This window comes from Enterobacter cloacae complex sp. 342H5, assembly GCF_050030905.1.
Classification (GTDB): Bacteria; Pseudomonadota; Gammaproteobacteria; order Enterobacterales; family Enterobacteriaceae; genus Enterobacter; species Enterobacter intestinihominis.
On sequence record NZ_JBLGVB010000001.1, the window covers coordinates 2,575,671 to 2,588,150 of the forward strand.

6 protein-coding genes are annotated in these 12,480 nt (G+C 59.2%); 2 read left to right on the top strand and 4 right to left on the bottom strand.

Annotated features, from left to right (window positions below; translation table 11 throughout):
• Positions 1-273: 273 nt before the first annotated feature.
• Positions 274-1,671 (bottom strand): NarK family nitrate/nitrite MFS transporter, encoded by a 1,398-nt coding sequence (locus ACQG03_RS12365; RefSeq protein ID WP_063162969.1) that lies wholly within the window; start codon positions 1,669-1,671, stop codon positions 274-276.
• 309 nt (positions 1,672-1,980) lie between these two features.
• On the opposite strand from ACQG03_RS12365, the gene narX reads away from it, so the two are divergent.
• Complete coding sequence (gene narX / locus ACQG03_RS12370) at positions 1,981-3,777, top strand: nitrate/nitrite two-component system sensor histidine kinase NarX (protein WP_022648364.1); 1,797 nt, start codon at positions 1,981-1,983, stop codon at positions 3,775-3,777.
• Positions 3,770-4,420, top strand: a complete 651-nt coding sequence (gene narL, locus ACQG03_RS12375) for a two-component system response regulator NarL (protein ID WP_003856701.1) — start codon at positions 3,770-3,772, stop codon at positions 4,418-4,420. Before narX ends, narL begins: the two co-directional genes overlap by 8 nt.
• Before the next feature lies 1 nt (position 4,421).
• On the opposite strand, the gene ACQG03_RS12380 is transcribed toward narL, so the two are convergent.
• The 3 genes from ACQG03_RS12380 to nirB form a co-directional block, all read right to left on the bottom strand.
• Complete coding sequence (locus ACQG03_RS12380; RefSeq protein WP_063162968.1) at positions 4,422-5,840, bottom strand: YchO/YchP family invasin; 1,419 nt, start codon at positions 5,838-5,840, stop codon at positions 4,422-4,424.
• 174 nt (positions 5,841-6,014) lie between these two features.
• Positions 6,015-8,492, bottom strand: a complete 2,478-nt coding sequence (locus ACQG03_RS12385) for a nitrate reductase (protein WP_063162967.1) — start codon at positions 8,490-8,492, stop codon at positions 6,015-6,017.
• Positions 8,489-12,475 carry a nitrite reductase large subunit NirB gene (nirB, locus tag ACQG03_RS12390; protein WP_074148340.1) on the bottom strand — a complete coding sequence of 1,329 codons (3,987 nt, stop codon included), beginning with the start codon at positions 12,473-12,475 and terminating at the stop codon, positions 8,489-8,491. Before nirB ends, ACQG03_RS12385 begins: the two co-directional genes overlap by 4 nt.
• Positions 12,476-12,480: the final 5 nt, after the last annotated feature.

A 12,480-nucleotide genomic window follows, 5' to 3' on the forward strand; every position in this document is an offset into this window, starting at 1 on the left:
GGGGTCTCTGAGGGGGGGATTAGATCAAATACCACCAAAGCGGTAGCTGTTAATATTTTTTAACTTAATGATTTATATGGATATATTTTATTTATCGTACAATAAGTGGAGCGAAATTTAACATCTAAGGTATTAAGGGGTAGAGACACCTGTAAAGCGATGGCGATCACAGCGTAACCTGCGTGCGACAACGGGAAACGCTATTAGTATGTTGTAACTATTAAGCGATTAAAAAAAGCGCGGCACTCAGGCCGCGCAAACGGATAATCAAGCTTACTTGTTTTTCTTGGTATTACGGCCATATACCAGCCAGGTGATGACCACACAGGCGATATAGAAGACGAGGAATACCTTCATCGCACCCGCCGGAGAGCCGGTCAGATCCAGTGAGATACCGAACGCTTTTGGAATAAAGAAGCCGCCAATCGCGCCAATCGCAGAGATAAACCCAAGCGCCGCAGCGGTATCGGTGGCGGCTTCACGCATCGCCTGCTCGTCGCTCCCGCCCTGCGCTTTCACGCGGTCCATGGTCAGCTTGCGGAAGATGACAGAGATCATCTGGAAAGTAGACGCACTGCCCAGCCCGGCGGTCAGGAACAGCACCATGAAGACGCCGAAGAAGGCAAAGAAGTTACCTCCCTCACCACCCGCAGGCAGCGTCAGGAACAGCAGCGCACAGAAGATGGCCATAAATACAAAGTTCACCAGCGTAACGCGCGTTCCGCCCAGACGGTCGGAGATCATCCCGCCCAGCGAACGTGCCAGCGCGCCAATAAACGGACCGAAGAAGGCAAACTGAAGGATCTGTACGTCCGGGAACTGGGTTTTCGACAGCATGGCAAAGCCTGCGGAGAAACCGATGAACGAGCCGAAGGTCGCCAGATACAGCAGTGCCATTACCCACAGGTGGCCACGTTTCAGAACCGGCAGCTGCTCGCTCAGGGACGCTTTGGACGCGGACAGGTCGTTCATGAAGAACCATGCCGCCAGGGTAAAGACCACCAGGAACGGTACCCAAATCCAGGAGGCATTTTGCAGGAACAGCACTGAACCGTCGGGCTGCGTCACACCGCCGCCGCCAAACGCCGCAAAGATGGAGACCGAGATCGCCAGCGGAGCAATCAGCTGCATCACGCTCACGCCCATGTTACCCAGACCGCCGTTAATGCCCAGCGCACCACCCTGCTTCGCTTTCGGGAAGAAGAAGCTGATGTTTGCCATACTGGACGCAAAGTTCGCCCCCGCAAAACCGCACAGCAGAGAGATAATCACGAACACGCTAAACGGTGTAGAGGTATCCTGCACCGCAAAACCGAGCCACACGCACGGCACGATCATGATCCCGGTACTGAAAGCCGTCCAGCGACGACCACCAAAGACCGGCACCATAAACGCGTAAGGAACGCGCAGCAGTGCGCCTGAAAGCGACGGCAACGCAGTCAACATAAACAGCTGATCGGTGGTAAAGGTAAAGCCCACTTTTGGCAGGTTAACCGCAACCGCACTGAACAACATCCAGACGCAAAACGCCAGTAACAGACATGGCACGGAAATCCACAGATTACGACTTGCTATACGGTGGCCGCGCTGTTGCCAGAACGCCGGATCCTCTGGACGCCAGTCTGTAATAACGGCACCAGTTTCCCTTTCGGGAGCGGAAGAGTGACTCATAGACACCTCTGATTCTCGAATGATGCTGCAAACATTAGGGCTTTAGGGCGGCGGTAAGTTGATATAAATCAAAGGAAAAGTGGGAGGTTTTGCGGCGAAAAAAAAGCCATCACTCTTAATGAGTAGATGCAAAACGTAAAAAAGGTGTGGTTTTTCACGGTGCTGACGCATCCCTGCTTCGTCCACCCACTAACCGTTACATGTCTGGCAATTTAGAGGTAATCCTTTATTGGTATGGGTATACTCCAGGGTATGCACCAGAATAGCGCCATTCCTGCAATCAGGTCACGTCAGGAGCCCGGCAACTCTATGTTAAAAAGATGTTTATCTCCGCTGACGCTGGTTAACCAGCTGGCGCTTATTGTTCTGCTGTCCACCGCTATCGGTGTGACCGGCATGGCTATTTCTGGCTGGCTGGTACAGGGTGTGCAGGGTAATGCGCATGCCATCAACGAGGCAGGCTCGCTACGTATGCAGAGTTACCGGCTGCTGGCGTCGGTGCCGCTGACGCAGGCTGACCAACCGCTTATCGACGAAATGGAGCGTACCGCATTCAGCCCTGAACTGGAAAGAGCCGCCATCCGTGACGGCCAGCAATCTCAGCTTAAGGCGCTTCAGGGCTACTGGCATACCCAGCTGGAGCCCGGGTTAAAGCGGGCGGAAGACCGGGAAACGGTCGCCCAGGATGTCGCCGGGTTTGTGTCACGCATCGATCATCTCGTCTCCTCGTTCGATCGCACCACAGAGTTACGAATTGACCGCGTAGTGATGGTTCACCGCGCAATGGCGCTGTTTATGGGTTTGCTGCTGATTTTCACGGTTATCTGGCTGCGCGCGCGGTTGCTTAACCCCTGGAAGCAACTCCTGGCGATGGCCCGCGCCGTCACACAGCGCGATTTTACCCAACGCACGCACATCAGCGGGCGCAACGAAATGGCGATGCTCGGCGAGGCGCTCAACACCATGTCGGCGGAACTATCTGAAAGCTACGCGGTACTGGAAAAACGCGTCCAGGAGAAAACCGCCGGGCTTGAGCAGAAAAACGAGATCCTCTCTTTCCTCTGGCAGGCGAACCGTCGCCTGCATATGCAGGTACCGCTTTGCGAGCGTCTCTCGCCGGTACTGAACGGCCTGCAAAACCTGACTCTGCTCCACGATCTTGAGCTACGGGTTTATGACGTTGAAGATGAGGAAAACCATCAGGAATTTACCTGTCAGTCGGACATCTCCTGCGACGATAAAGGGTGTCATCTTTGCCCGCGCGGCTTGCCGCCGCTTACCACCAGCGGCACGACCCTCAAGTGGCGGCTGATGGACAGCCATACCCAGTACGGTATTTTGCTGGCCACCCTGCCCGCCGGACGTCATCTGAGCCACGACCAGCAGCAGCTGGTCGATACTCTTGTAGAGCAGCTCACGGCCACGCTGGCGCTCGACCGTCACCAGGAGAAACAGCAGCAGCTGATCGTGATGGAGGAGCGCGCCACCATCGCTCGCGAGCTGCACGACTCCATCGCCCAGTCCCTCTCCTGCATGAAGATGCAGGTGAGTTGCCTGCAAATGCAGGACGAAGGCATGCCCGAGAGCAGCAAACAGCTGCTCAGCCAGATCCGCAACGAGCTTAACACCTCGTGGATTCAGCTTCGCGAGCTGCTGACCACCTTCCGTTTACAGCTCACCGAGCCGGGGCTACGCCCTGCGCTGGAGTCCAGCTGTCAGGAATTTAGTGCCAGGCTGGGCTTCCCGGTGAAGCTGGATTACCAGTTGCCACCGCGTTTTGTCCCCTCTCACCAGGCGATCCATGTGCTGCAAATTGCCCGTGAAGCCCTGAGCAACGTGCTCAAGCATGCCGAGGCGACGGCCGTCACGGTCACCGTCAGCTGCCAGGATAATCAGGTGAAGCTCAGGGTTCAGGATAACGGCCGCGGCGTGCCGGAAAATGCCGAACGAACGAACCATTATGGTTTAATCATCATGCGAGACCGCGCGCAAAGCCTGCGCGGTGATTGCCAGGTTCGCCGGGGAGAGTCAGGTGGCACCGAAGTCGTGGTCACCTTTATACCCGAAAAGCCCCTCATAACTGCTCAAGGAGAAAACCATGACTAATCAGGAACCGGCATCTATCCTGTTGATTGACGATCATCCGATGCTGCGCACTGGCGTTAAACAGCTTGTCAGCATGGCGCCCGATATCACCGTCGTCGGGGAAGCCAGCAACGGCGAACAGGGTATTGAACTTGCCGAATCGCTCGATCCTGATTTGATCTTGCTCGATCTCAACATGCCGGGCATGAATGGCCTGGAAACCCTCGACAAGCTGCGGGAGAAATCCCTCTCTGGCCGGGTGGTGGTCTTCAGCGTCTCAAACCATGAAGAAGACGTGGTCACCGCCCTCAAGCGGGGGGCAGACGGCTATCTGCTGAAAGATATGGAGCCAGAAGATCTGCTCAAGGCGCTGCAACAGGCTGCCGCAGGCGAGATGGTGCTGAGTGAAGCGTTAACGCCGGTACTGGCCGCCAGCCTGCGTGCGAACCGCGCAACGTCTGACCGTGACGTCAGCCAGTTGACCCCGCGCGAGCGCGACATTCTGAAGCTGATTGCTCAGGGTCTGCCGAACAAAATGATCGCCCGCCGTCTGGACATCACCGAGAGCACGGTCAAAGTGCATGTCAAACACATGCTGAAGAAAATGAAGTTAAAATCCCGCGTCGAAGCCGCCGTCTGGGTGCATCAGGAGCGCATTTTTTAACTTACTCATCCGGCAGCAACTTCCACCGTGGATCGTCGGCAGGCATTGCGACGAGCGGTTGCACCACGGAAAGCGTGATCTCATTGGAGGAGACACGCTGCCCATCCTTATCTTCCACCACGGCCGTAAGCCGCCATTCGTTTTTCGCCCCTTCCGCGTCGTTCCAGGCGGGCATGATTATGCTCCAGCCATCGCTGCTGTTGCTGTTTGCCGGTGAGGTCAGGCTGAGCGCCTGGGTATCACCCAGCCAGTGGATCTGACGGATACCGTGCGTGCTGCGAATTTGCAGCTTCAGCATCACAGTTTCGCCTGGCTTAAGATCCCACGGCGGCGTGGCCAGATAGACCGAGAGGGTTTTACGCTGACGGAATTCCATCACGGGCAGATTATCACGCTCAGGTGAATCATAGCGGCTGCCCCGCAGCGAGCGCGTCGCCGCCACTTCCCCGGCGGAAAGCTGTTTCGCCAGCGGCACGCCAAAGCGATAGTTGAGCTTCAGCCCGAGGTTATTCTGGCTAACGCCGCTCTCCCCCTGCTTATGGGCAGCCGTCAGGGTGACCAGCGGAACGGGGGTATAGTTCAGCCCCAGGTTGACCGCAACCGGGTTGTGATACCCCGTACCGCTGTTAAACAGATCGACGTTATCGCCAAAATACTGTTCAAAGCTGACGCTGGTGTTCAGGTGATGAAACCAGGGAAGCCAGGCTTTGGCCGTTACGTCGTACCCGCGCGCCATGCGCTGCTCCCGGATGTCGGAACGCGGCTGCCAGCCAGCGAACGGCTGGTAGTAATTGGCCGACAGGCGAAGGTTTTCGCCCCACGCCTCTGCGCCCAGTCCGGCACGTTGCAGGTTGTCTTCCAGCAGGTTGTCGTAAAAGGTGTTGTAGCCCAGAAGCCAGTTTCCGGCAACCCAGCGCTGCCCGATCCCGACGTTGCTCACCAGCCCGTCTGTCTGCTGCGTCAGGCCAAGCTGGCTCCAGCTCAGATAGCGGGTGTTGTCGCTCCAGGGGATAAACCAGCTTCCGCTGCTGCCGTTAAAGTTACCGTCATCATCCACCAGTACATTGACATTGGCGTTACCCCAGGGGGAAAGCCAGGATTCAATCTGCTCGTTGACTTCCCCGCTGACGGCATCCCGCACCTTGCCAAACGCGAACTGTCGCGCCTGCTGCCCGGCCGTCAGGCCGTTATCGATCATACTGGCTTCACCGAAGGCCTTTGCCATTTCAGCCAGGTGCTTTTCGCCTTCGGTAGTCGGTTGCGCCATACCGAGATCCGGCAGACTATCGCCGTTGTTATCAAACGGATTTTGCGCCTGCTGCACGAAGGATTTCGGCGCACCGTGAACGGCTCCAGCCGTAAAAAGGGGGAGTAACAGCAAAAAACGGATGCGGGACGATACAAGCTTCAACGTCGTCAATCAGAACCTGTGTTTATGAACAAACACTTATTATGTTAACGCCATAAGCCCTGAAAACCAGTCTTAACAGAAATTTCAGGAATATCCTGAACAGAATTGTCGGGTGGCGGCTTCGCCTTACCCGACCTACTAATTCGTGCCGGTGCGAAGCCGCCACCTGACGCCTTTACACTATTATCCCAACAACCCTTTCAGCTCCGGCAGGCAGGAGCCGCAGTTCGTACCGCAACGCAGCTTCACGCCCAGCGCTGCGGCAGAATTACAGCCTCCGGCTATCGCCTTACGTATCGTATTTTCACCCACGCTAAAGCAGCTACAGATAATTCGCCCGGGATCGGCATCTTCGCCCGGCCGTTGTCCGTGCAGCAGCGCGTGGCGTTCAGCAAGTTGTACGGGCGCAGCAGCAAAGGCTTCTTCAATAAACGCATGCGCCAGCGCCGGCAGCGTATGGCCCTCCCAGTAGCCCAGCATCAGCTCGCCGTGATGCCAGGCGAGCACGCTGCTGCGTTCTCCCGTCTGTGCCACCTGTAACTGCCAGCCCCGACCGCTGGCGTACGCCATGACCCACGACAGCAACGGCTGCTCCCCCGCCACCGTCAGACGTGAGGCTTTACGCCACCAGCATACCGACGGCGGCAGCGCTGGCAACTCGCGGGCATACAGCTCCCCCTGCCAGGCGGGTAGCCAGGGCAGGATCCTCACCGCGGTTTGTTTACTCTCCGGCTGGCCGGACCAGGCATCAACCCGCCCTTCCACCAGCGCGTTGACCTTCCCCTGCCGGGCAAACTGCGCGTTCCAGTGCATCGGCGCAAACAGCTCGCCCGCACGCTGTGCGGTAGAGATACGTACTCTGGCAACCATGACCCCGCGCGGGGAACTTATCCGCGCCAGCTGGCCGTCAGTCAGCCCCGCGCGCGCCGCATCGGTTGCGTTCATCTCAATAAAAGGCTCATCGATATGCTGCATCAGGCGCGGAACATACCCCGTGCGCGTCATGGTGTGCCACTGATCGCGGATCCGCCCGGTATTCAGTATCAAGGGGTACAATTCGTCGACGCCTGCCCCATGCGAGGAAGGATCAACCGGTACAAGATTTCTTTGCGGGAAATCACCGGCATGCCACTGATAAGGCGCCAGCTCGTCCCACGCCTCTCGCGACAGCGACGCCAGTTCGCGCAGGTTTAGCGCCCGTTCGCCGTTATTTTCAAACGCCGTCAGCGCCGCATGTTCACAAAATATCTCATGAGGGTGTTCCCAGGCGAAGGCATCGCCATAACCGAGCTGCTCTGCGATCCGGGCGATGATCCACCAGTCCGGTCTGGCCTCGCCCGGCGCAGGCAGAAACGCGCGCTGGCGCGAAATACGCCGCTCGGAATTGGTCACCGTTCCGTCTTTTTCGCCCCAGCCCAGGGCGGGAAAACGGATATGAGCAAACCGGCTGGTGTCCGTCTCATGCATCACCTCAGATACTATAACCAGCGGGCAGGCTGCCAGGGCCTGGCACACCGCGTGGCTGTCGGGAAGTGACACGGCAGGATTGGTGCCCATGATCCACACCGCCTTCACCTCGCCGCGGGCAATCGCGTCAAACAGCTCTACCGCCATCAGCCCCGGCGTTTGTGCCAGCCGCTCGGTTCCCCAGAAACGCGCCACGCGCGAAAGATCGTCCGGCTCGAAGTTCATGTGCGCCGCCAGCTGGTTCGCCAGCCCCCCCACTTCCCGCCCGCCCATGGCGTTTGGCTGTCCGGTCAGCGAAAACGGGCCGCAGCCCGAACGGTTGAACTTCCCGCTGGCAAGATGCACGTTAATGATGGCGTTACACTTGTCGCTGCCGCTGGAGGACTGGTTGATCCCCATGGTGTAGAGCGTGATCGCGCGTGGCGCAGTGACAAACCAGTCGTAGAAGGTGCCAATCTCGTCTGAAGGCAGATCGCAAAACGCGGCCACGTGAGGAATCGGCCACTCGCCGCTCCCCTGAATCAGATTGAGCAACCCCACAAACAGCCCGGCGTCGCTGCCGGGCTTAAGCGCCAGATGCAGGTCAGCGACATCGCAGGTGGCGGTTTTGCGCGGATCGATCACGACCACTTTCATCTGCGGGTTGCTGCGTTTTGCCTGCACCAGCCGCTGATACAGCACCGGATGCGTCCAGGCCGCGTTTGAGCCAATGAGTACCACCAGATCGCTGTTTTCCACGTCCTTGTAGCTGCACGGCACAATGTCTTCACCGAAGGCGCGTTTGTAGCCCACCACCGCCGACGACATGCACAGCCGCGAGTTGGTATCAATGTTCGCCGCCCCGATAAAGCCTTTCATCAGCTTGTTGGCCGCATAGTAATCCTCGGTCAACAGCTGGCCGGAGGCATAAAACGCCACCGCCTGCGGCCCCCATTCGTTGATGATCTTCCGTAGCCGCTCGCCCGCTTCACCCAACGCCTGCGACCATGCCACCTCCATGCCGTCAACAACCGGGCGCAGCAGACGTCCCTGCAACCCCGTCGTTTCCCCGAGGGCAGATCCTTTTACGCACAGGCGACCAAAGTTCGCCGGATGAGTTTCATCCCCACGAACGCTTACCGCGCCATCTTCCACACTGGCGACCACGCCGCAGCCCACCCCGCAGTAAGGGCACGTTGTACGGGTTTCCGTCATGAGGCCTCCGCACGCATCACCAGCTCTTGGCTTCCAACCCAAACCTTGCCGTTTTCAATTTTTACCGGCCAGGCGCGCACCACGGGTTCGCCGTTCTCCACCTGACATCCATCGCGCAGACGTATGCGCTGCTTGTAAAGCGGGGAAATCACCACCGGCTCGCCCGCTGCATCGCCAAGGATGCCGCGCGAAAGCACGTTCGCGCTGCTGCCCGGCTCCAGGTCGTCCAGGGCATAAACGGACGTTCCAAAGCGGAACAGCGCAATCGGTTTTCGGCCAAGCCGCGCGCCGATGCCCGCCTGCTCGGGGATATCATTGATGCCGCAAATTTCCTGCCAGCGCTTGCTCTCCGCCGCGGCAGGGACATTCACCGCGGTGCGGAACAGCGCCAGGCGATCAGGATCGTTGAGGGTGGTTTGCCATTCGCACTGATAGGTCTCCACCACCCGGGCCATCTCCTGCTCCAGCTCGTGGGCGATCCCAAGGCTGTCGTTCAGGATCACCTCGCGCAGATAGTCGAGGCCGCCTTCCAGGTTATCCATCCAGGTACTGGTGCGTTGCAGACGATCTGCCGTGCGAATGTAGAACATCAGGAAACGGTCAACGGTGCGGATCAGCGTTTCGTCGTCCAGATCGCTGGCAAAGAGATCCGCGTGGCGCGGCTTCATCCCGCCGTTGCCGCACAGATAAAGGTTCCAGCCCTTGTCCGTGGCAATCACCCCCACGTCTTTGCTCTGCGCCTCTGCGCACTCACGGGTACAGCCGGAGACCGCCATTTTGATTTTGTGCGGCGCACGTAACCCCTTGTAGCGATGCTCCAGTTTGACCGCAAGGCCAGTGGAGTCCTGCACGCCATAGCGACACCAGGTCGACCCGACGCAGGATTTCACCGTGCGCAGGGATTTCCCGTACGCATGACCGGTCTCAAATCCGGCCTCCACCAGCGCCTGCCAGATTTCCGGCAACTGTTCGAGCGTGGCGCCAAACAGGTCAATACGCTGTCCGCCGGTGATTTTGCTGTAAAGGCTATAGCGTTTCGCAATCTGGCCGATGGCGATCAGCCCGTCGGCCGTCACTTCCCCGGCAGGCATGCGCGGCACGATGGAATACGTTCCGTCCTTCTGAATATTGGCAAAGTAGCGGTCGTTGGTGTCCTGCAGCGGCAGATGCGCCGGTTTCAGCAGGTATTCGTTCCAGCAGGAGGCCAGCACTGATCCCACCAGCGGTTTACAGATCTCACAGCCGTGCCCTTGTCCGTAACGGCTGATAAGCTGGTCGAAGGTCCGGATATGGTTGACGCGCACCAGGTGGTATATCTCCTGACGCGAGTACGGGAAGTGCTCACAGATATCTTTTTTCACCTCCACGCCCTGCTCCGCAAGCTGGAACTCCATCACCTGCTTCACCAGCGCGCTACAGCCTCCGCAGCCGGTCGCCGCTTTGGTGCACTGCTTAATGGCGCCGATATCCGTTGCGCCCGCGCTTACCGCCTGGCAGATATCCCCTTTGCTGACGTTATGACACGAACAGATCTGCGCGCTTTCCGGCAGCGCCGCCACGCCCAGCGCTTTCGGCGTGCAGCCTGACGACGCGGGTAAGATCAGCGTTTCCGGCTCTTTTGGCAGACTGATGCCGTTAAGCATCATCTGCACCAGCGTGGCGTATTCGCTGGCATCGCCCACCAGCACGCCACCCAGCAGGGTTTTGCTGTCGTGACTGACCACAATTTTTTTATAGATTTGCTGCGGCCCGTGCGTCCACTGGTAGCTCAGCGCCCCCGGCGTGCGCCCGTGGGCATCGCCAAACGACGCCACATCCACACCCAGCAACTTGAGTTTGGTACTCATATCCGCGCCGGTGAAGCGCTTCTCCTCACCCGCCAGCACAGCGGCGGCCACGCGCGCCATCTGGTAGCCCGGTGCCACCAGGCCAAAGATTTTCCCCTCCCACAGCGCGCATTCCCCGATGGCAAGCACGTCCGGATCGGAGGTCCGGCAGCCGTCGTCAATACAGATCCCGCCGCGCTCGCCAATAGCCAGCCCGCTGCTGCGTGCCAGCGCGTCCTGCGGACGAATACCGGCAGAGAAGACGACCATGTCCGTTTCCAGCTGTTCACCATCGGCAAAACGCAGCACCAGCCCGTCGTCTGCGGTGGCAATCTCCGTCGTCGATTTACTGGTGTGTACCCCTACGCCCAGCGCCTCAATTTTCCTGCGCAGCATTGCCGCACCGTCGCTGTCGAGCTGCACCGCCATCAGGTTCGGCGCAAACTCCACCACGTGGGTTTCCAGCCCTAGCTGCTTAAGCGCATTCGCCGCCTCCAGCCCCAGCAGGCCGCCGCCAATTACCACGCCGCGGCGAGAGCCTGCCGCATGGGCCGCAATATTGTCCAGATCGTCGAGGGTGCGGTAGACAAAACAACCCGGCAGATCGCTGCCCGGAACGGGCGGTACGAACGGGTACGAGCCGGTCGCCAGCACCAGCTTATCCCAGTGGGTTTCATGGCCGCTGGCGGTACGCACAACGTGTGCATCACGATCGATAGCGACGATCTGCTGCGAGAGGCGCAGCTCTATACCGTTATCGGCAAAGAACTCCCCCGCCACCAGCGAGAGCGAGTCCGCGCTGCGTCCGCCAAAATATTCCGACAGATGCACGCGGTCATAGGCCGCATAGCGCTCTTCGCCAAAAACAATAATCTGATACTGCTGATGCAAATTGCGGTTAACGCAGTCTTCGAGGAAATGATGGCCGACCATACCGTGCCCAACCACCACCAGAGTAGGTTTTGTCATAGCGTTCTGTCCTGCAACCTGCGGTTGCGTTGTGAAACGATCGAACAGCCAGTCCGCGTGGGCGGGCGCAGCCGTTGCCAGTAAATCGGTAAAGGTTGCCGCGCTGCGGCAGTCACCCAGCAGCAGCACGCCAGCCAGCGTCCCCTGATGGATCAGTAATCGTCGATAGTGACGGGTCAGCGGATCCCATGAACTCCATACCACATCGTCCGCCTGCGCCGTCGCGCGTCCGAGGCTGAACAGCTCCACGCCGGTCACCTTAAGACGCACGCCGTTGTCGGTCCGGGTAAACGGCACGGTGACCTCCCCGGCCAGCCGCGCGGCGAGAATATCCGCCTGCGCCAGACAAGGGGCGACCAGGCCAAATGTCTGGCCGTCAATTTCACAGCACTCGCCGATGGCGTAGATATCCGGCACGGAGGTTTGCATCTGGTGATCCACCACGATGCCGCGCGCGCAGTGAATGCCGCTGGCTTTTGCCAGCGCAACGTTGGGTTGTACACCCGTGGCCAGCACCACGCGCGCGGCGGTGACGCTGTGCCCGTTGAGTAGCGTCACGCTCTTGCCGTTAATTGCCGCGATGCCAGAGGCGAGTTCACAGCTAACGCCCCGCGCCGCCAGCGCCTCTTCAAGCAGCAGTCCCGCCTGCTGATCCAGCTGCTGTTCCATCAGCCAGGGACCACGATGGATAAGCGTGACGTTGTCACCGTTGCGCGCCAGCGCTGCCGCTGCTTCCACGCCAAGTACGCCACCGCCCAGCACTACCGCCGGACCGGAGAGGTTCTGGATGGCGCGGGTCTCTGCCAGGGTGCGAAAGGTGAACACATGCGGCGCATCGCCGCCGTGGATCGGCGGCACTACAGGGGTAGACCCGGTGGCAAACACCAGCGCATCCCAGCCCAGCGTGCGAGCAGAGGTACGCACTTTACGCGCGTTAACGTCTACTGCGAGCACCGTTTCTCCTCGCAGCACCGTCACGCCTCGTGCCGTGTACCAGTCTTCATCGTGCAGACAGATGTGCTCCGCCTGCTTTTCACCACTCAGCACCGGCGAAAGCTGGATGCGGTTGTACGCCTGCTCCGGCTCGTCACCGATGACGGTGATAGCAAAACGACCGGGCACACGCCCGGTGAGCGATGCAATCAGCCGGGTTGCCGCCATACCATTACCGATAATGACCAGTCGCATCGTGC

What these genes read in the sequence shown, in the direction of transcription:
- narL (WP_003856701.1), top strand. Translation starts at nt 3,770, where the DNA reads ATGACTAATCAGGAACCGGCATCTATCCTGTTGATTGACGATCATCCG.
- narX (WP_022648364.1), top strand. Translation starts at nt 1,981, where the DNA reads ATGTTAAAAAGATGTTTATCTCCGCTGACGCTGGTTAACCAGCTGGCG.
- ACQG03_RS12385 (WP_063162967.1), bottom strand. Translation starts at nt 8,492, where the DNA reads ATGACGGAAACCCGTACAACGTGCCCTTACTGCGGGGTGGGCTGCGGC.
- ACQG03_RS12365 (WP_063162969.1), bottom strand. Translation starts at nt 1,671, where the DNA reads ATGAGTCACTCTTCCGCTCCCGAAAGGGAAACTGGTGCCGTTATTACA.
- nirB (WP_074148340.1), bottom strand. Translation starts at nt 12,475, where the DNA reads ATGCGACTGGTCATTATCGGTAATGGTATGGCGGCAACCCGGCTGATT.